Annotated in this window: 15 protein-coding genes; 1 reads left to right on the plus strand and 14 read right to left on the minus strand. The window is 68.2% G+C overall.

Annotated features, from left to right (window positions below; translation table 11 throughout):
- Positions 1-125: 125 nt before the first annotated feature.
- The 12 genes from ID810_RS08575 to ID810_RS08630 all read right to left on the minus strand — a co-directional run bounded on the left by ID810_RS08575 (position 126) and on the right by ID810_RS08630 (position 15,433).
- Positions 126-407, minus strand: a complete 282-nt coding sequence (locus ID810_RS08575) for an HU family DNA-binding protein (protein ID WP_166856668.1) — start codon at positions 405-407, stop codon at positions 126-128.
- A 170-nt stretch (positions 408-577) separates the two neighbouring features.
- A complete protein-coding gene (locus tag ID810_RS08580) occupies positions 578-1,267 on the minus strand; it encodes an N-acetylmannosamine-6-phosphate 2-epimerase (RefSeq protein ID WP_166856666.1) in 690 nt (229 codons plus the stop codon).
- A gap of 124 nt (positions 1,268-1,391) precedes the next feature.
- Positions 1,392-2,423 (minus strand): ROK family protein, encoded by a 1,032-nt coding sequence (locus ID810_RS08585; protein ID WP_166856664.1) that lies wholly within the window; start codon positions 2,421-2,423, stop codon positions 1,392-1,394.
- Position 2,424: 1 nt separating this feature from the next.
- Positions 2,425-3,342 carry a dihydrodipicolinate synthase family protein gene (locus ID810_RS08590; protein WP_166856662.1) on the minus strand — a complete coding sequence of 306 codons (918 nt, stop codon included), beginning with the start codon at positions 3,340-3,342 and terminating at the stop codon, positions 2,425-2,427.
- Positions 3,343-3,494: 152 nt separating this feature from the next.
- Complete coding sequence (locus tag ID810_RS08595; RefSeq protein ID WP_166856660.1) at positions 3,495-4,331, minus strand: carbohydrate ABC transporter permease; 837 nt, start codon at positions 4,329-4,331, stop codon at positions 3,495-3,497.
- 4 nt (positions 4,332-4,335) lie between these two features.
- On the minus strand, positions 4,336-5,223 hold the full coding sequence (locus ID810_RS08600; protein ID WP_166856658.1) for a carbohydrate ABC transporter permease: 888 nt from the start codon (positions 5,221-5,223) through the stop codon (positions 4,336-4,338).
- A 55-nt stretch (positions 5,224-5,278) separates the two neighbouring features.
- Positions 5,279-6,661: an ABC transporter substrate-binding protein gene (locus ID810_RS08605; RefSeq protein ID WP_166856656.1), complete on the minus strand. Its 1,383-nt coding sequence runs from the start codon at positions 6,659-6,661 to the stop codon at positions 5,279-5,281.
- A 65-nt stretch (positions 6,662-6,726) separates the two neighbouring features.
- Positions 6,727-9,036, minus strand: a complete 2,310-nt coding sequence (locus ID810_RS08610) for a sialidase family protein (RefSeq protein WP_166856654.1) — start codon at positions 9,034-9,036, stop codon at positions 6,727-6,729.
- Between the two features lie 618 nt (positions 9,037-9,654).
- Positions 9,655-10,479, minus strand: coding sequence for an ATP-binding cassette domain-containing protein (locus tag ID810_RS08615; RefSeq protein WP_166856653.1), 825 nt, complete (start codon positions 10,477-10,479; stop codon positions 9,655-9,657).
- A complete protein-coding gene (locus ID810_RS08620) occupies positions 10,479-12,620 on the minus strand; it encodes a dipeptide/oligopeptide/nickel ABC transporter permease/ATP-binding protein (RefSeq protein WP_166856650.1) in 2,142 nt (713 codons plus the stop codon). The genes ID810_RS08615 and ID810_RS08620 overlap by 1 nt, the downstream gene beginning before the upstream one ends.
- Complete coding sequence (locus ID810_RS08625) at positions 12,620-13,585, minus strand: ABC transporter permease (protein WP_166856648.1); 966 nt, start codon at positions 13,583-13,585, stop codon at positions 12,620-12,622. The genes ID810_RS08620 and ID810_RS08625 overlap by 1 nt, the downstream gene beginning before the upstream one ends.
- Positions 13,586-13,798: 213 nt before the next feature.
- Positions 13,799-15,433: an ABC transporter substrate-binding protein gene (locus ID810_RS08630; RefSeq protein ID WP_166856643.1), complete on the minus strand. Its 1,635-nt coding sequence runs from the start codon at positions 15,431-15,433 to the stop codon at positions 13,799-13,801.
- A gap of 226 nt (positions 15,434-15,659) precedes the next feature.
- On the opposite strand from ID810_RS08630, the gene ID810_RS08635 reads away from it, so the two are divergent.
- Positions 15,660-16,394, plus strand: coding sequence for a FadR/GntR family transcriptional regulator (locus ID810_RS08635; protein WP_166856641.1), 735 nt, complete (start codon positions 15,660-15,662; stop codon positions 16,392-16,394).
- Between the two features lie 129 nt (positions 16,395-16,523).
- On the opposite strand, the gene ID810_RS08640 is transcribed toward ID810_RS08635, so the two are convergent.
- Positions 16,524-17,753 (minus strand): type II toxin-antitoxin system HipA family toxin, encoded by a 1,230-nt coding sequence (locus ID810_RS08640; protein ID WP_243856610.1) that lies wholly within the window; start codon positions 17,751-17,753, stop codon positions 16,524-16,526.
- Positions 17,734-18,000 carry a helix-turn-helix domain-containing protein gene (locus ID810_RS08645; RefSeq protein WP_166856639.1) on the minus strand — a complete coding sequence of 89 codons (267 nt, stop codon included), beginning with the start codon at positions 17,998-18,000 and terminating at the stop codon, positions 17,734-17,736. Before ID810_RS08645 ends, ID810_RS08640 begins: the two co-directional genes overlap by 20 nt.
- Positions 18,001-18,279 lie beyond the last annotated feature (279 nt).

Consider the following 18,279-nt stretch of genomic DNA (forward strand, 5'->3'; position numbering starts at 1 on the left):
GACTCTGCGCGGGGCACAGACTCAGCGGGGCACAGACGCCGCGGGGGCGCACCACGTCGTGTGGTGCGCCCCCGCGTGTGCTGGGTGCTCGTGCGGCTCGCGCCGCACGCTGCCTCAGAGGGTCGTCACTTGGCGACGGCCTTCTTCAGGGCGGAGCCGACGGTCAGCCTGACGCCGTAGCCGGCCGGGATCTGGATCTCCTCGCCCGTGCGGGGGTTGCGGCCGGTGCGGGCGGCGCGCTCGACGCGCTCGACGCCCATGAGGCCCGTGATCTTGACAGCCTCGCCCTTGGCGACGTTCTCGACGAGAACCTCCTGGAAGGCGCCGAGGAAGGCGTCGGCCTGAACCTTGGTGAGGTCGGCCTTCTCGGCGATGGCGGCGATGAGCTCGGTGCGGTTGACGGACATGTATCTGCCTCTCAGTCGTAGGTGGGCACCGGGTCGGTTCGGTGCCGCTGGCCGTAACGCTATGCGTAAGCGGGCCGTTTTGTCAGATATCGCGGCGTTTCGCGTGGCGTGGAGACCCCCACGTTCCCACTCGTCACACGTGTCACACGGACCACGCGATCGGCAGGGGGTCAGGCGTTCCTCACGGCGTCGGCGAACCAGGAGGTGATGGTGGTCGGGTGCGTGATGGCGGTGCCGACGACGACGGCGAAGGCCCCGTGCTGCATGGCGAGCGCGGCCTGGGCCGGGGTGTGGACACGTCCCTCGACCACGAGCGGCACCCGGGCGATGGCGGCAACCTGGTCGATGAGCTCGACGTCGGGGCCGTCCGTCGTGGGACGCTCGCCGGTGTAGCCCGCCAGGGTGGTGCCCAGGATGTCGGCACCGCCGTCCTGGGCCGCCTTGGCGTCGTCGAGGCTGCCGCAGTCGGCCATGACGAGGATGCCCGGACGGGCCTGCTTGAGGCCCTCGACGGTCTGGGCGAAGGTGAGGGTGTCGGGGCGGGGGCGGCGGGTGGCGTCGATGGCGACGATCTCGGCACCGGTGGAGGCCACCGCGATGGCGTGCGTGAGGGTGGGGGTGATGAAGACGCCGTCGTGGCCGTCCTTCCACAGGCCGATGACCGGCACGTCGACGTGCTGGGTGATGAGGGCGAGGTCGGCCAGGCCCTGGGCGCGGATGCCGACGGCGCCGCCGGCCACGCAGGCCTGGGCAACCTCGTCCATGGTGCGCGGGTCGCGCATGGGCTCACCGGGGTAGGCCTGGGCGGAGGCGATGAGACCGCCGCGCAGCTTCTCGAGGACGGGGTTGAGGGTACTCATATGTGCTTCCTTACGTGTTCGGTGGGCTCGTGGCTGGTGGGCGGCGTGGGCCCGGCGGGCGCGGGACCGGGCAGTGCGCGCGCTCCGGCGCCGCGACCGGTGTCCGCGGCGCCGGAGCATCGTGTCACGAGGTGCGGGACAGGCGCAGGTGCGCCTCGTGCGCAGCCCCGATGATGGGTGCCGTGGTGCCCAGGGTGGCCGGCAGCAGCTCAGTGTCCCGGGCGACGAGGTCGATGAGCTCGGCCGCGACGGTCTCACGCAGGGGCCCCCACCACAGCTCTCCCGAGCGGGCGAGGCCTCCGGAGATGATGACCGTGTCGGGGTCGAGGACGGTGACCACCTGGGCGATGGCCTGGCCCAGGGCGATGGCCGCCTCCCGGTAGACCCGCTGGGCGGTGGCGTCGCCGTCGTCGGCCAGACGTTCGACGGCGAGAGCGGTGGTAACGTCGGTGGCGCCAGTGGCCTCCCGGTAGCGTCGGGCGATCTGGGGACCTGCGCCGACGGCCTCAAGGTGGCCGGAGCGCCCGCAGGTGCACATCTCCTGCCCGGCCAGCCCACTGGGCATGTGGCCCATCTCACCGGCGACGTAGTGGGCTCCGTGGTGGACGCTGCCGCCGAGGATGACGGCGCCCCCCACACCGGTGCCGACAGCGACGACGAGGGCGGTGCGCGCGCCTGCGCCGGCACCGATCCAGGCCTCGCCCGCGGCGTAGGCGTTGACGTCGTTGTCGACGTGGACGAGTGGGGCCTCGCCGTCGGGACCTGTGACGCCTGCGGCCCGCAGCCGGGCGCCGACGCCGGAGACGATGTCCGTGCCGGGCCAGTCGGTGATGGCGTCGGTGGCGGAGGTGACGACACCGCGGTCGGCGTCAATGACGCCGGCGGAGCCGATGCCGACGGCGAGCGGGGTGGCCGTCTCGCCGGGGCGGGTGCGGGTCCCCGCCGCCACGACGTCCGTCACGAGCCCGGCGATGGCGTCGAGCATGCGTTCAGGGCCATCGTGGGCCGGCGTCGGCACCTCGAGGACGTCACTGAGGACGGTGCCGTCGATGCCGACCAGGGCAGCGGCGATCTTCGTCCCGCCCAGGTCGACCCCGACGAGGACGTCGTCGGTGCCGGGTCGGGGCGTCGTGGCGGTGGGGACCGGCGCGGTCATGTCAGACCAGGCCCCGGCTGCGGGCGATGGCGACGACGCCCTCCTTGGTCTCGCCCTCGAGGGCCTTGACCGGGTACGCCATCTCGTTGGTGGCGATGGTGCCCTGGGCCTCCATGGCGGTCTTGAAGGCGCCGATGCCCCTGGCGTCGCCGGAGCGGCCCTGCGGGACGAAGACGATCTCGAAGCCCTCGTTGATGCCGTCCTGGATGCGGCGAACCTCGTCCCAGTCCTTGGCCTGGGCGGCGGCCCACATGTCGGCGTAGGCGCGGGGCTCGACGTTGCCGTAGCCGGGAACGACGCCGTCGCCGCCACCCAGGAGCATGCCGTCGACGACGCACTCGTGGCCGGTGAGCAGGACGAGCGGGTGGCCGGCCTTGTCGTTGAGCTGGACGAGGCGGCGGAAGGCGACGTCGTCGCCGGAGGAGTCCTTGATGCCGGTGACGACGCCCTCGGTGCCGAGCTTGACGAGCATCTCGGCGGCGAGCTTCGTGCCGTTGAGGCGCACGGGGACGTCGTAGGCGAAGAGGGGCAGGCTGGTGGCGGCGGCGATGGCGCGGAAGTGGTCCTCAATCTCCGCCATGTCGTTGATGGCGTAGAAGGGGCAGGTGGCGACGATGGCGTCGGCCCCGAGGGCCTCGGCGCGCTTGGCCTGCTCGATGACGCGGGCGCTGGTGGTCTCGATAACGCCGACGAGGACCGGGACCCGGCCTGCGGTGTGCTTGATGACGCGCTCGGCGACGGCGTCGCGCTGGGCGTCGGTAAGGTAGGCGACCTCGCCGGAGGAGCCACCGACGAAGAGGCCGTTCATGCCGTTGTCGATGAGGAAGTCCACGACCTTGTCGACGGACTCGAAGTCGATCTCACCATCCTTGAAGGGCGTGACGACGGGGGGGATGACGCCGGTAAAGCGGGTGTCCATGAGTACTCTCTTCTTTGACAGTTGATCAGACGTCTGACGTCTAGGCCTAAGTGTGCCAGACGCGGCCCACCCACGCCACCCCTACACGGGATCGATGGCGATCATTCCCGACCCCGGGCGGGGCGGCGTGGGTGAGAGCGTTGAGGGGGCGGCTACTTCACCGACCCCTCCGACAGCCCACCAGCGATATGGCGCTGGATGAGCATGAAGAACACGACGGACGGCACGATGACGATGACGGAGGCCGCCATCATCGCACCCCAGTCCAGCACCTCCGAGCCCTGCAGGGAGTACAGCCCCACCGCCACCGGCATCTTGTCGGAGTCGGTGATGAACAGCAACGCGTACAGAAACTCGTTGAAGGTGTTGATGAAGGTGTAGACCGCCGTCGCCACGATCCCCGGCAGGATGATGGGAACCGCTATCTGCCAGAACACGCGCAGCCGGCTGGCGCCGTCGACCGCCGCCGCCTCCTCAATGCCGATCGGCACCGTCTGGAAGAAGCCGATGAGCATCCAGATCGCGTACGGGATCGAGAAGGACAGGTAGGCGATGACCAGTCCCACATAGCTGTTCATGAGCCCGAGCTTGACCATGGTGATCGTGTACGGGATCGCCAGGAGGATCGGCGGGAACATGTAGGTGCTGATGAGCAGCTTCGTCAGCTGGCGCCCCACCCGGGGGAAGAAGCGGACAATGCCATAGGCGCCCAGCAGTGAGACGAGCACCGCGATGACCGTCGAGCAGGTCGCGATGAGCAGCGAGTTCCTGAGGTTGCCCAGGAAGCCGATCTCCGTGACCACCTTGCGGTAGTGCTCGAGCGTGGGCGCGGACGACAGGAGCTGCAGCGGGTTCTGCGCCAGCTCCGTGGAGGTCTTGAAGGACGAGGCGACGACCCACAGCAGGGGGAAGACCGCGATGAACGAGGCGATGATGAGCAGGAGGTAGACACCGACGGTGCCCAAGCGGCTCTGACCGACACGGCGCATGGCGTCAGCCCCTTTCCTTGTCCCAGCGGTTCATGACCCGGAAGGCCACCATGGCGATGGCCAGCAGGAACAGCAGCAGCAGGACGGTGACGGTGGAGGCCACCCCGAGCTGACGCAGGTTCCAGCCCTCCTGGTAGGCGTAGATCGGCAGCGTCGTCGTGCGCGTGCCCGGACCACCGCCCGTGAGCAGGAAGAGCATGTCGAAGTTGTTGAAGACCCAGATCACGCGCAGGACCACGAGCAGGCCGACGACCTCGCGGATGTGCGTGAGGGTGATGAAGCGGAAGCGCTGCCAGCCGCTGGCCCCGTCGACCATCGCCGCCTCGTACTGCTCCTGAGGGATCGTCTTGAGCGCCGAGAGGATGTTGACCATGAACAGGGGCGCACCGAACCAGACGTTGACCCCCAGCACCACCCAGAAGGTGAGCACCGGGTTGCCCAGCAGCGCGATGTTCGACTCGGTCAGCCCGCTGCGGGTCAGCAGGTTGGGCAGGATGCCGTAGACGTCGTTGAGGATCCACTTCCAGGCGAAGGCCGTGATGATGGCCGGGAAGGCCCAGGGGACGATGAGCAGCGTGCGGAACACCGCCGAGCCCCGGGGCACCCGGTCCAGGGCGAGGGCCAGGACGAGGCCCGCCAGCAGCTGCAGGATGATGGACACGGCGGTCCACCGCACGGAGACGCCGAAGGCGTTCCAGTACTCCGGGGACGTGAGCAGGTCGGTGTAGTTGTCGAGCCCGATGACGTCGTAGTCGGTACGCAGCAGGTGCTTGTTGGTGAAGGAGAACCAGATGCTGGAGAGCACCGGGTAGATGAGCAGCGCGAGCACCACCACGATCGAGGGGGCGACGAAGGCGATGCCGGTCCAGTTGAGTTGCTTGACACGAGACATGTCGTACTCCCGGCGCCGGTGGCGTCATGCGACGTCACCGGCGCTTCGGCGGGGGTCAGCCGATCTGAGCCCCGGCGGCCTTGAAGGCCGCGTTGAGCTTGTCGTCGCAGTCCTTGGCGGCCGCCTCGATGTCCGTGCCGTCGATGATGACGGAGTGGAACATCTTCTCGATCAGGCCCTGGCTGGTCAGGACGCCGGCCTGGACGACCGGTCCCTCCTCCATACCGATGGCGCTGCCGACGCCGACCTGGTCCTGGATCACCTCGATCGAGTCGGCGAAGGTGGAGATCGTCTCGTTGTCGAGGAAGGCCGGGTCCTCGGCGACGTCACTGAGGACGGGCAGCATGCCGCCGGGCACCGCGCGGAGGAACTCGATGTACTCGTCCGTGGAGTAGAGGAACTCGAGGAAGGCCTTGGCCTCGCGCCGGACCTCGGAGGCCTGCCAGACGACCAGCGGGATGGTGGAGGTCTCGGCGGGGTAGTTCACCGGGTCGGAGGCCTTGAGGCGGGGCAGGGGTGCCGCGGCGATGGAGCCGAGGAGGTCAGGGCTGTTGGCCTCGACACCGGAGATATGGAAGCCGGAGTTGAAGTCGAAGGCGGTCTTGCCCTGGTAGAAGAGGGTCGCCTGGTCGAGCACCGCGTACTCGAGGGAGCCCTCGGGCGAAACCTCCTTGTACAGGTCCACCCAGTATGTGACGCCTTCCAGCGCCGCGGCGGAGGTGAGGTTGGCGGAGCCGTCGGCCTTGAGCAGGCGCTCGCCCGCCGAGCGGACGTAGAAGTTGAGGTAGCGCGCCCCCATCATGTCCCCCGTGCCCAGCGGCACGGACAGGCCGTAGAGGTCGTTGCTGCGCCCGATGGTCTTGGCGGCGTGGGCGAGCTCCTCCCAGGTCTGGGGCACGCCCAGGCCGTGAGCCTCGAGCAGGTCCTTGCGGTACCACATGACCTGGGCGTGGGAGTAGATCGGCACGGAGTAGGAGACGTCCTCGAGCCGGCCCTCGCGCAGGGCCGCCTCGGGGAACCTGTCCCTGCCGATGGAGTCGATGACGTCGTCCAGCGGGATGAGCGCCTCGGCGTTGATCATCTCGACGACATTGTTGGGCAGGGCGGTGGAGATGTCGGGGACCTGGCCGGCGGTCAGGCCGGTGGTCCACTTGGTGTTGAACTCGCCCCATGAGAACAGCTCGATGTTGACGGTGACCTCGGGGTTCTCGGCGTGGAAGGCGTCGGCCATCTTCTGCATCCACTCGGCGCGCGGGCCCTGGGTGAACGAGGACCACATGGTGACGGTGCCGGACAGCGGGCCGGTCGCCTCGGCCTCGGCGTCGTCGGAACCGCCTGAGCCGCAGGCGGCGAGCAGGCCGAGCAGTCCGACGCCGGTGGCGGTGACGAAGCCGCGGCGTGAGGGGCCGTGGAGGGCGGGGACGGTGGTACGGGACATGGGCGTTCTCCTATGAACAGGTGTGGTGGGTGATGGTGGTGAATCGGACAGTCGGTGGGAGCCGCTCAGCGAGTGGGGACGCTCTGTTCGTCCGCCGTGGCGGCCTCGAGCGGCAGGCCGAAGAAGCTCAGCGGCAGCCGCGAGAAGTACAGGCCCTGGCACTCGTTCTCCCACAGCAGGCCAATGTCGCCGTCGGGCAGCTCGCACAGGCACTGGTAGACGTAGTGGGCGGGGTTGAAGGTCCGCGAGCTCGCCCAGCTCCTGCCGCCGTCGAGGCTCAGGCGCACGACGCCGCAGCCCCGGTAGGGCAGCATGAGGGAGGCGTTGGCGAAGACCATCCGGTCCTCGCCCGCGGGGCCGCTCAGCGACAGGGCGTTGGGCTGGCACCAGATCTCGGGCAACGCGTCGTCGAAACCGATCTCGCCCCAGCTCTCGCCGCCGTCGCCCGAGACGGCCGTGGCCACGCGTGCGCGAGGGTGCTGGTTGCGCATGAGCATGAGGATGCTGCCGTCCTCGCGCTCGACGACGGTCGCCTCGTGCAGTGACCAGGTCTCGTCGGTGAAGGTCCGCGGGTCCAGGGGTCCGACGGCGGTGGGGCGGTCCTGGTTGGGGCTGGCCCCCAGGGTCCAGGTCTCGCCGTGGTCATCGGAGTAGATGACGGCGGCGCACATGGCGAGCCAGTTCTCGTCGTTGTTGTAGTAGATCGGGACGATGATCCGGCCGGCGCGCGGGCCGTGGCGCAGGATGATGCCGGTGCCGGGGCAGGTGCCCAGGAACCTCATCCACGGCTCCTTGAGGGAGGGGTTGAGGTCGCGGGGCTCGGACCAGCTCAGGCCGTCGTCGTCGGAGTAGACGTGCTGGAGGTAGCAGGTGGGCACGGCGAACAGGCTCTGTCCGGGCCAGGCGCCCGGCGCGAGCTCGATGTTGCCCGCCGGCTCGCCCTCGAGGGTGAGGTTGAGGGCCTCATCGACCCGGTAGCCGGTGGCCCAGCCGTCCTCGGTGCTCACTGAGCCGTCGGCCTCGATCCGGTAGAGGGCGCCATCGAGGTCCCGCAGCAGTCGCCTGCCCTGCTCGTCGAAGCCCGTGCCCGCCACGCAGTTGGGCTGGCCCAGCCCGCCCGGGAAGTGGTCGATGAGCACGTGCACGCGACCGGTGGCCGGGTCCTGGACCATGCAGGAGTCGATGACGGAGGCCGCGTCCTGGCCGGTGCCGGGGCAGTCGATGACGGTCTGGAGCGGGCCCCAGGTCCGGCCGCCGTCGGTCGAGCGTCGGACGACGAAGTTGATGTCGTTGGGCGAGTCGTTGGGGCTGGAGACCCGCTGGTCGGCGCCTGCCAGCACGGTGCCCGAGCTCAGCGTGAGGAGGGAGGGGATGCGGTAGGACGCTGCGCCGTGGAAGCCGCGGTCGAAGACGGCGTCGGTCTCGACGGGGGCGACACCGTGCAGCCGCTTGACCTGCTCGTTGCTCAGCACCTGCTCGTACAGTCCGGCGCTCTGGACCTCCCCTGACAGGCGTACGCCGTGGCAGTCCTGGCCGATGACGATCTCGTCCAGGCCTTCGACGTCGCCGAGGAAGAACTCGCCGGGGGCGTGGACCTCGCGGAAGCCGTCCACGTAGAGGTCGACGGCGCCGTGCCCGCAGGAGATCGCGACGCGGTGCCACTGGCCATCGCTCCACTGCCCCACTGCCGCTACCTCCCGCAGGACGGTGCCGTCGGCGGCCAGGGCCCGGTAGACCAGCCCGTGCGGGGTGACCCGCAGGTTCAGGCCTTCGCGCCCGCCGCCGCCCACGGCCAGGAGCGCGCCCTCCTGCATGCGGCCGCGCACGCGGAAGCGCAGGTCGATGGAGCCGCGCCGCCAGGTGGCCAGGCGGGCGACGTCGAGGGCGTTGAGGCGGTTGGCGGCGAACTCGACCGTGGGCTGCGCAACGTGAGCGCGGCCGAGGACCTCGCGTGAGGTCAGGGCGCGGCCGAGGACGTCGAATGACAGGACGTGGGGGCCGCCGTCACCGCCCACCTGGAGCGTGAGGGCACCCTCGAGGGCCGCGAGGAAGGCGGTCGAGGTGCCGCTGAACACCTGGTAGCCGTCGATGTAGAGGCGGGTCCCCCGTGCGGTGACGGTGAGGACAGCGCTGTGGCGGTGGCCGTCGTTGAGGGCGCGGGCGTCCTCCGCCTCGAGCGTGTTCCACGTGTCGAGGGCGTCGGCCTCGTAGACGGCGTAGCCGCCGTTGATCCGCAGGGACAGGCTGTGGTGGGCCTCGTCGGTGATCCGCACGAGGTCGCCGTCGCTGCGGGAGACGAAGTCGAGGACGATGCTGCCTTCCCGGCAGAACCGTGGCTCGTGGTTGAGATCCGGCAGGATGAGTTTCTCCTGCATGTCTTTCTCCTTTCCCGAAAATGGGCGCACTTCTCCCCGGAAAATGCATGTAAGAAATGGCGCGTCACCGAGAGGTTATTGTTCTCAAGAAATGACGGTCAGCCGGTCCTCCCGCGTCGCGACGGCGACGTCAGGGGAAGGACGGCACCCGGCGGGGCCGGGAGGACGGGTGGGACCCGAGGTTCACCTCAAGGGCGGCAGTACCCGCACGATGGCGGAGAAGTGAAGGAGCCTGACTCCTGCACCGCCTCAGGCGGCGAGGACGGAGGGGCCGCGTCCCTGGCGGACAGCAGACCGACGACGACGGGTGCTCGTGGTGATACGCCAACTTGATGCCGTGTGCATGAGCCCCTCCTTGTCATTCACCGTCGAATTATCCGGGGCTCTCACGCCCCGCTGAGGTCATCCTTGACCTGCCGACATCAGCCAATCTATCCCGGCCTCATTCGGACGTCAAGACGTTTGCTTAACATATGTGGAGCGATTTTGGACCTCGCGGCGGCGCCTCAGGACGACACGCGCCGAGCCGTCGTCGGAGGCATCACAAACGCAGGCAGCCGACCCCACACAAGGGTGGGGCCGGCTGCCGGTGACTGGGGTGCCCGGCGGGGCGGCGGGTCAGACCTCAAGTAGCGAGGGCACGGCGCCCAGGAGGGTGCGCGTGTACTCCTGCTGCGGGTTGGCGAAGATCTCCTCGGTGGTGTTGAGCTCGAGGATCTCCCCGAAGTACATCACCGCGATGCGGTCCGAGACGTAGCGGACCGTGTTGATGTCGTGGCTGATGAACACCAGGCCCAGGCCAAGGGCGGCCTTGAGGTCCTGGAGCAGGTTGAGCACCTGGGCGCGTACCGACACGTCGAGAGCGCTGGTGGGCTCGTCAGCCACGATGATGTCCGGGTCCAGCGCCAGGGCGCGCGCGATGGCGACGCGCTGACGCTGACCGCCGGAGATCTGGCGGGGCAGGACGTCCATGGCGCTCGGCGGCAGGCCGACGAGGTGGAGGAGGTCCTTGACCTTGGCCTCACGCTCGGCCGGGGAGCCGATGCCGTGGACGTTGAGCGGGTCGATGAGGGTGTCGTGGACGATCATGCGCGGGTTGAGCGCCGTCGCCGGGTCCTGGAAGACCACGGAGACCGCACGGCCCAGCTTGCGCCGGTCCGCAGCGCTGTGACCGAGGGGACTGCCCTTGAACAGGACCTCACCCCTGGTCAGCTTCTGCAGGCCGACCATGACACGGGCGGTGGTGGACTTGCCGCAACCGGACTCGCCCACGAGGCCCAGGGTCTCGCCGCGACGCACCGAGATGGAGACGTCGTTGACGGCGTGGACCGTGTCGGGCCGGAAGAGCTTGCCCGTGCGGGACTTGTGGATGACGTGCGCGTGGCGCAGCTCGACGACCGGGTCCGTCTCCGGGTTCCACCCGGCGTATTTGTCAGCGGACATCAGTTGGCCTCCTTCGCGAGGATCGCCTCGAGCTCGGGCGTGATGGCGTGGTAGTGCTCATGCGTTCCGGGCACCAGCTTGAGCACGGGACGGGTCTCGAGGCCCACCGTCGGATGGTCCGAACGGGGAGCGAAGCGGTCTCCCGAGACGAACTCGGAGGGGCTGGGGACGGTACCGCGCACCTGGTGCAGGCGCTTGGAGCCGGCCTCGATGGACAGCACCGCGCCCAGCAGGCCACGGGTGTACTCGTGGACCGGGTTGCTCATGAGCTCGGAGGTGCCCGCCTGCTCCACAACCTGTCCGGCGTACATCACCGTGATGCGGTGGGCGACCTTGGCCACGAGTGCCAGGTCGTGGCTGACGAAGACCATGGCGAAGCCGAGCTTCTCGCGCAGGTCGTTGAGCAGGTCGATGACCTGCTTCTGGACCGTCACGTCAAGAGCCGTGGTGGGCTCGTCGGCGATGACAAGGCTCGGGTCGCGGGTCAGGGCCATGGCGATGAGCACACGCTGACGCTGTCCGCCGGACAGCTCGTGCGGGTAGCTCTTGAGGGTGCGCTCCGGGTCCAGGCCGACGAGCTCGAGGAGATCCTCGGCGGTGCGGGTGCCACCACGGGAGGTCAGCTGCTTCATCTGCGCGGAGACGAGCATTGACGGGTTGAGCGAGGACAGGGCGTCCTGGTAGATCATCGCCATCTCGTGACCGCGCAGCGTGTTGTGCTCTGCGGGGGTCATCTCGAGGATGTTCTTACCGTTGAACAGGATCTCGCCGGTGATGCGGGCGGTCGGGGGCAGCAGGCCCATGATGGCCATCGAGGTGATCGACTTGCCGCAGCCGGACTCGCCCACGAGACCCATGGTCTCGCCCGGGCGGACCGAGAAGGACACGTTGTCGACGATATTGACCTCGCCGTGCTGCTGCGGGAAGGCGATGGAGAGGTTCGTGACCTCCAGCACGGGCGTGGCCTCGGGGGTCGGGTAGATCAGCCGGTCGTGGCGGGCCAGCTCGGCGTCGCGCAGCAGAGCCAGGCGTGCGGACAGCGGGACCTCCTCGGCGGCGGGCTCGACGAGACCGGTGAGCCCGGAGGCTTGTCCACCGGCAATGGCGTCGGCGGGCAGCTCGGCGTTGTCACGCACGGCGTCGCCGGCCTCGTTCCACGCCTCCTCCGTCTCCAGGGCCTCCTCGTCGGCCTGGACGTCGACCTTCTTGCGGATCCTGGGCGAAGCCATGGCGTCGGTCAGGCCCTCGGACAGGACGTTGAGGGACAGGGTGGCGATGAGGATCATGAGGCCGGGGAAGAAGGTCGGCCACCAGTGGCCGGACAGGACCAGGGCCTTGCCCTCGGAGAGCATATTGCCCCAGGTGGGCGTGTTGACGGCCTGGATACCGGTGCCGATGAAGGACAGGGAGGCCTCGAAGACGATGGCGTCGGCGACGAGGACGGTGGCGTAGACCATGATCGGCGCCACGCAGTTGCGCACCACGTGCTTGACGAGGATCGAGGGCACGCGGGCACCCATGACCTTGGAGGCGGCGACGTAGTCCTCACCGAACTGGGCGAGGATGTTGGCGCGCACGACGCGCGTCAACTGTGGGGTGTAGATGACGGCGGTGGCCGTGACGATGACGGGGACCACCGGCATGTAGTGGCTCAGGGCCAGCACGAGCACGGCCGCGAGAGCGATGCCCGGGAAGGACATGACGACGTCGAGCACGCGCATGAGCGTCTCGGCGATCCACTTGCGGCTGGTGGCGGCGATGGCGCCGAGCACCGAGGCGACCGCGAGTGCCAGACCGGTGGCGGACAGGCCGACGATCAGGGAGACGCGGGCGCCGTAGATGGCCCGCGAGAAGATGTCACGCCCGGAGGCGTCGGTGCCGAAGAGGTGGTCAGCCGAGGGGGCGACGGCAGGATCGGAGGAGACGACCTCTCCGACGCCCTCGATCTGGGTGACGACCTCCGTGGAGGCCAGACCCGTCGCTCGAGGCGAGTAGGGGGCGATGACGGGGGCGAGCAGGGCGACGAGGACGAGGGCCGTCAGGACGATGACGGCGACCTTCGAGCCCAGGGGCAGCGCCTTCCAGCCCTGGAACCGGGTGCCGGGTGCGGCAACCTTGTCTAGCGTGCGGCGGTGCAGCATCAGATGCTCCTAATTCGCGGGTTGACGAGCACGTAGAGCATGTCCACCACGATGTTGATGATGATGAACGCTGCGGCAACGGTGATCGACACGCCCTGGACGATGTTGACGTCGTTGCGGGTCACACCCTGGAAGATCAGCTGGCCCATGCCCTGGATGTTGAAGATGATCTCGATGACGACGGCGCCACCCATGGCGTAGCCCAGGCGCAGGCCGAGGACGGTCAGCGGCGTGATGAGGGCGTTGCGCAGGACGTTGCGGGCGATGACCGTGCGCTTGGGGATGCCGGCACCGATGGCGGTGCGCACGTAGTCGCGGTCGAGCTCCTCAACCATGGCGGTGCGCACGATGCGAGTGAGGGTGCCGGAGTTGGGCACGGCGATGGCGAAGGCCGGCAGGGCGATCTGACGCAGGTAGGCACCCGGGTCATCCGTGAAGCCCACCCAGTCGGTCACGAGCGAGGGGAAGAAGCCCGCTCCGCCCGGCACGTCGCCGAGCCACTGAATGAGCAGCAGTGCCAGCCAGAAGGAGGGGGTCGCCAGGGAGAGAATGGAGATGATGCGGATGACCTGGTCTGGCCACTGGTCACGGTAGAGGGCGGCGACGACGCCCAGGACGAGGGCGATGATGACCGCGAGGAAGATACCGATGAAGGTCAGCTGGAGGGTGATGGGGAAGGCCGTGGACACAAGATCCGTGATCCTCACGCCCGTGAAGCTCTGACCGAGGTCGCCGTGCAGGAGCGACATCATGTAGGCCCCGTAGCGGGTCAAGAGCGGGTCGTTGAGGTGGTGGACTTCGCGGTACTGCTCGAGGGCGTCTGCCGATGCGGACTCGCCGAGCGCCAGGCGCGCGGGGTCGGCGTTCGAGAACGACATGACGACGAAGACGAGCAGCGTCACGCCCAGCACCATGAGCGGCAGTGCGACGAGGCGCCGACCGATCAGGCGGAGGAGGTTGGACACTGGGTGCTCCTTTGCTTCGGTGTCCATCGCCACCCGCACACGACGGGCGGACGAGGAGGTGATGACGGCATCGCCGCCACTCGTATTGTCTGATGTCTGACGTCAGATGGCAAGTGGCGGTGTGTCACGTTTCGAGCGCGCGGCCCGGACGCGAAGACGGTCGGTGCCGGGGGTTGCAGCACGTGCTGCAACCCCCGGCACCGACACTATGCCTCAGGCCGTGGCCGTCGTACCGACCCCGGCGAAGGACAGGCCGGTCAGCGCGATCGGCTTGAAGCCCTGGAGGGTCTCGCCGTTGTACGCCGTGGGCGTCTTGCGGTGCAGCAGCGGGTAGAGCGGAACCTCGTCGGACAGGAGGTTGAAGACCTCCTGCCACTTGGCGATCTGCTTGTCACCGGTGAGCTTGACGGCCTCGTCGAGCATCTCCTGGACCTTCGTGTAGGCCTCCGTACCCTTCCAGTGCATACGGGTGTCGGTCCACACGTCGCCGCCGTACCACCAGCGCAGGAGCAGGTCAGCGTCGGAGCCGAAGACCGAGGGGTCACCCGGGGCGAGCATGACGTCCCACGCACCCTCGTTGGAGTCGATGTAGCCGTAGACCTCGGAGGACTTCTTCTCCTGGTAGTTGACCGTGACACCCAGAGCCTCGAGGTTCTGACGCACGATCGGGCGGACGTTGGAGAACCAGCCGTGGTCGGTGCACAGGAGGTTGATCTCGGTGACACCGGCCTCGGCGAGGAGGCTCTTGGCCTTCTCAACGTCGTAGGTGTAGACCGTCGAGGCCTTCTTGTAGGCCGGGTGGTCCTCGTGGACGAAGCAGGAGGCCGGCGTGGCCAGCGTGCCCAGACCCGTCTCGCAGATGGAGGCGTAGTCGAGCGCGTAGAGGACCGCCTGGCGCGCCTTGACGTCAGTGAGGACCGAGTTGTTGAACATGATGAACAGCAGACCGAAGCCCTGCTGCGCCGCGACCTTGATCGGGTCCTGCATGGAGGTCAGGTTGGCCACCGGCACGGCGTCGATCGCCTGGACCGTGTTGGAGGTGATGGCGTTCGTGCGCGTCGTGTCGTCGGGCAGGATCTGCCAGACCATGTCCTTGGCCAGAGCGGGCTTGGGACCGGTGTAGCCCTCGTTGCGCTCGAAGACGACCTTCTGGGAACCCGCCCCGTTGTCGGTCATCGTGTAGGGACCCGTGCCGACCGGGTTGAGGTCGAAGGCGGCCGGGTCGGCCTCGGCAGCGGCGCGGGGGACGATCTTAACGACGCTCAGGCGCTCGGCGATCAGCGAGAAGGGGTACTTCGTGGTGATCGTCACCGTCGTGTCATCCTTGGCGGTGACGGTGTCGACGAAGGTGATGAACTGCGCGTAGAGCGACTTGTTGGCAGGGTCACGCACGCGATCGAAGGAGAAGACGACGTCGTCGGTGGTCACGGGCGTACCGTCGGAGAAGACGGCACCCTCACGCAGGGTGACCTCGTAGGTCGTGTCGTCAATCGCGGTCGGCAGCTCGGCGCCCAGGGCCGCGTAGACCTCGCGGGAGGCAGGGTCGAGCTCGGTCAGACCCTCCATCGTGTGCCAGTTGGCGGCGACCGTCAGGGCGGCCGTCGTCGTCATCGGGTCGTAGCCGTTGGTGCCCAGCTCGTAGGAAATGCCCGCGGTGATGGTGCCGTCAGAGCTGGCGGGAGCCTCCATCATCGAGTCCCCGGTCGCACCAGTGGTGGCCGAGGTGCCCGAGCCGCCGTCGCCGCCACCACAGGCGGCCAGGGTGGCGGCGATGCCGGCAGCCAGACCGAGGGTGGAGCTGATGCGGATGAAGTCGCGTCGGGAAGCGTGGGGGGTTGAGATCGCCATTGATGGTCTCCTGAAGTCGGACGTCTGTTGTCTGACGTTGGTAGGATCACTGTAGCACATATGACGACGCGTCGTCGCCCGTCACGTGCCAAGTCACATTGTGCGGCACGTAACGGCCCACCAACACGCTTTTCGTGAGCGAGAACACGCCATCACACCCACGGGCGAGATGCGCGGCAGGACCTAATACTCAAGAACGAGCGGAGCACCGAGGACAATGAAGCCCATGGCATCCACGCGCGGCACCTACGTCTCCCTGTCCGAGGACAACACGACGCAGTCCTCCACAGCCATCACGGCGATCAAGGACTACATCCTCGCCAAGCACCTGCAACCGGGCGACCCCCTGCCCACGGAGTCCCAGCTCTGTGCGGACCTGGGCGTGTCGCGCTCCTCCGTCCGCGAGGCCGTGCGCACGCTCGTGGCCCTGGACATCGTCACCGTGCGCCACGGGCACGGCACCTTCGTGGGCCAGGTCTCCATGCGCCCCATGGTCGAGTCCCTCGTCTTCCGCGGGCTGCTCAAGCCTGGGGACGACTTTCGGTCCCTGCGCGACATCGTCGAGGTCCGCGCCACCCTGGACTCCGCCCTCGCCGAGGAGGTGATCACCGTCTGGAAGGGCCGCGAGGACTCCATGATCGACGCCGTCGTCGAGGAGATGGAGGAGCTCGCCGCCACCAACAGCACCTTCACCGAGCAGGACCACCAGTTCCACTCCATGCTTCTGGAGCCGCTGCCCAACCAGCTCTTCCACCACCTCATCAACGCCTTCTGGGCCGTCCACACCCTCACCGTGCCGCTGCTGGATGCCCCGACCCCCGAGGACATCCAGCGCACCGCCAAGGCTCACCGCGCCATGCTCGAGGCCGCCCGCGCCGGCGACGTCGAGGCCTACCGCAGCGCGATCACCGACCACTACGCACCGCTCCTGCAGGCCCTCGAGGCCAACCGCGAGGCGTAGGGCGCAGGGCCCGGCGCCACGCCTGCCTCGGCCCTGCTCACGCTCATCGCCCTCCTGGCCCGCTACAGCCTCAGCTGTGACGAGCCAGTTGTTGAGGCGCGACACTGGGAGAAGCGCTTCCCGTTCCGATCAGCCCTGGCGAAGCCGCTCAATGAAGCCTCCGATGTCATCCACCAGGCCAGGGTGCGCCCCCGGCAGCGGCGCTTCGGTGTCGAGTGCTGCGGACAGGTCGGCAAGGATCGCCTCGGCACACGCAGCCGCGTCGGCGATCCCCCACCGCTCCCCCTCAGCCGCCAGGTCCGCGCCCGTCACCGAGGCATGCCGGTACACGCCGTTGACCGCCAGCGCCAGCTCCCCGTCGGTGGGCAGGTGAGTCTGCGGCACCATGTCGTAGACGGGGGCGAGTCGACAGGTGCCGTCCGGCGGATGAAGGACAGACACGTTCTTGGCATGCATGTCAAGGTTCCCGACGGCCACCGCCACCACGAGTTGTCCGAACAGGGCCTCCACCATCCGGATGCCGCCTGCCCCCTGGAAGGCGCGCGCCAGTCGCTCCAGAGTGACGACCCCACCCTCTCGTTGGTACTTCTGCACGCCGGAAGCCCCGAGCACTTGGTTACCGTCCTCTTGGTGCACACGCCCTTGAGGTGCCAGAGGGTCACGGTCGTAGCGTTCGATCACCACGGCCGGGATCCCCTCGAACTCCTCGACCCAGGTGGCGTAACTGGTCAATCCGACGGCTCGCGCCAGTCGGGCACCGTATTCCTCGTCGTAGATGAGCGTCGGATATCGAGTCTGAAGGGGCTTGAGAATGTGGGTCGACGGGGCGCCGTCGACCACTCGGCTCCACCCGTTGTCAGTCCTGCGAGCCAGGACGATCTTGTCCTGGACGCCGGCCAGCGACGTCTTGCCGCCGATCGGTTTGTTCCCCAGCGGCTCCTCCGATACGGCTGCCAGCATGCGAGCCACGTCGCCTTGCTCCAGGGGCTCATACCGAGGGCTCTTGGGCTCGCCGGGCAGCTGCGGATCCCAGATCTGCAAGGCGCCTGCCACGTCGCGCCCGAACTGGCGGAGCAGACCGATAACGTCATGCTCCTGCACTCCGGCGGTCTGTGCCAGCCTCGTTCGCATCCGCCCTTCGGGCAGCAGCTCAGCGAAGAAGTTGCGTCGGATGGGCGCCCGCGAACGGCTCGACCGCGCCTGCAGGGGAACGGCGATCGACATCACCGTCGAATCAAGACCGAAGTGAAGCGCAGCAGCAGGATCCGGCACCAGGTCGAAGGTGCGCCAGTCGCCGCGCAGCACACCGAGCCGGTGGCCGTAGAGCTCGACGACGAGGTCACCCATGGTCAGCCTCATCACGCGCAACATCCTCATCATCGGGGACGGTGATAGTGGCCGTGAGCTCCATGCCGGTCGCCTCCATGGCTGCGAACAAGCGGTCCGTGAAGATGGACGGCTTGCCGGCCTCCATCTCCCAGATGTACTTCTGAGTGGTGCCCAGCTGGTTGGCCAGCTCACGCTGCGTCAGCCCGGCCAGCAAGCGCGCCTGCTGCAAAATACGCCCAAGCGACTCCGGCCCCGACACCTTGCCTTGGTACTGCATACGACACCTCGCCTCACTGTGCCGACCACGGGAGAATCGACTTCGATATCGAAGTCATCCTACCTGACTCCGATAGTGACGTCACAAGGGCGGGCACGCCGCGCGGCAGCCCCCGTGAGGACCGGTGCTGTCCAGGTTTCGCGCACATGCTCTCCGGTAGCGCACGACGCTCACCCGCCCGACACCCAGCCCCACGAGATCGTCCGAGGCCGTCGGACCTGCAACCACGGCCACCCGGGTGCTACACCACCCTACTCTGCTCCAATTCGGCCGTACGGG

Origin of the sequence: Actinomyces respiraculi (assembly GCF_014595995.2) — a bacterium.
GTDB classification, from domain to species: domain Bacteria; phylum Actinomycetota; class Actinomycetes; order Actinomycetales; family Actinomycetaceae; genus Actinomyces; species Actinomyces respiraculi.

What these genes read in the sequence shown, in the direction of transcription:
- ID810_RS08615 (WP_166856653.1), bottom strand. Translation starts at nt 10,479, where the DNA reads ATGTCCGCTGACAAATACGCCGGGTGGAACCCGGAGACGGACCCGGTC.
- ID810_RS08610 (WP_166856654.1), bottom strand. Translation starts at nt 9,036, where the DNA reads ATGCAGGAGAAACTCATCCTGCCGGATCTCAACCACGAGCCACGGTTC.
- ID810_RS08575 (WP_166856668.1), bottom strand. Translation starts at nt 407, where the DNA reads ATGTCCGTCAACCGCACCGAGCTCATCGCCGCCATCGCCGAGAAGGCC.
- ID810_RS08605 (WP_166856656.1), bottom strand. Translation starts at nt 6,661, where the DNA reads ATGTCCCGTACCACCGTCCCCGCCCTCCACGGCCCCTCACGCCGCGGC.
- ID810_RS08620 (WP_166856650.1), bottom strand. Translation starts at nt 12,620, where the DNA reads ATGCTGCACCGCCGCACGCTAGACAAGGTTGCCGCACCCGGCACCCGG.
- ID810_RS08635 (WP_166856641.1), top strand. Translation starts at nt 15,660, where the DNA reads ATGGCATCCACGCGCGGCACCTACGTCTCCCTGTCCGAGGACAACACG.
- ID810_RS08585 (WP_166856664.1), bottom strand. Translation starts at nt 2,423, where the DNA reads ATGACCGCGCCGGTCCCCACCGCCACGACGCCCCGACCCGGCACCGAC.
- ID810_RS08600 (WP_166856658.1), bottom strand. Translation starts at nt 5,223, where the DNA reads ATGTCTCGTGTCAAGCAACTCAACTGGACCGGCATCGCCTTCGTCGCC.
- ID810_RS08640 (WP_243856610.1), bottom strand. Translation starts at nt 17,753, where the DNA reads ATGAGGCTGACCATGGGTGACCTCGTCGTCGAGCTCTACGGCCACCGG.
- ID810_RS08580 (WP_166856666.1), bottom strand. Translation starts at nt 1,267, where the DNA reads ATGAGTACCCTCAACCCCGTCCTCGAGAAGCTGCGCGGCGGTCTCATC.
- ID810_RS08595 (WP_166856660.1), bottom strand. Translation starts at nt 4,331, where the DNA reads ATGCGCCGTGTCGGTCAGAGCCGCTTGGGCACCGTCGGTGTCTACCTC.
- ID810_RS08590 (WP_166856662.1), bottom strand. Translation starts at nt 3,342, where the DNA reads ATGGACACCCGCTTTACCGGCGTCATCCCCCCCGTCGTCACGCCCTTC.
- ID810_RS08630 (WP_166856643.1), bottom strand. Translation starts at nt 15,433, where the DNA reads ATGGCGATCTCAACCCCCCACGCTTCCCGACGCGACTTCATCCGCATC.
- ID810_RS08645 (WP_166856639.1), bottom strand. Translation starts at nt 18,000, where the DNA reads ATGCAGTACCAAGGCAAGGTGTCGGGGCCGGAGTCGCTTGGGCGTATT.